General features: G+C 41.8%; 1 protein-coding gene. It reads left to right on the top strand.

The window, feature by feature from the left end; translation table 11 throughout:
• On the top strand, positions 1-116 hold a 116-nt coding region (locus R0J87_RS20415; protein ID WP_498888540.1), incomplete at its 5' end, for a DUF6990 domain-containing protein.
• Positions 117-273 lie beyond the last annotated feature (157 nt).

Here is a 273-nt window from a genome sequence, read left to right as displayed (position 1 = left end):
AGCGAGGTGACCGAATGGAATTTATTCCCATTATTCAGCAAGAGTACTTCGAACGAGCAATTCCACTGGCTGAAAAATACCGGTCTGGTGAGTTAGTATCACCAGTTCAGTTTTGATAAGGCTCACTGTCCTACTGATATTCGTTGTTTTAACAATAATAGAGAAAAAGGGTCAGAAAAAGGGGGCGGAGCTAATAAAGTAAAACTGAACTACACTGGTTACAAATAAGTAACATTGGTGGTTAGTTATGGCCCGCAAACCCCGCTTTTGCGC

The organism is Halomonas sp. SIMBA_159 (assembly GCF_046536035.1).
In the GTDB taxonomy this organism is placed as follows: Bacteria; Pseudomonadota; Gammaproteobacteria; order Pseudomonadales; family Halomonadaceae; genus Vreelandella; species Vreelandella venusta_A.
The sequence above is the reverse complement of the archived record's forward strand: the minus strand, read 5'-3'. Positions and strand labels throughout refer to the sequence as shown.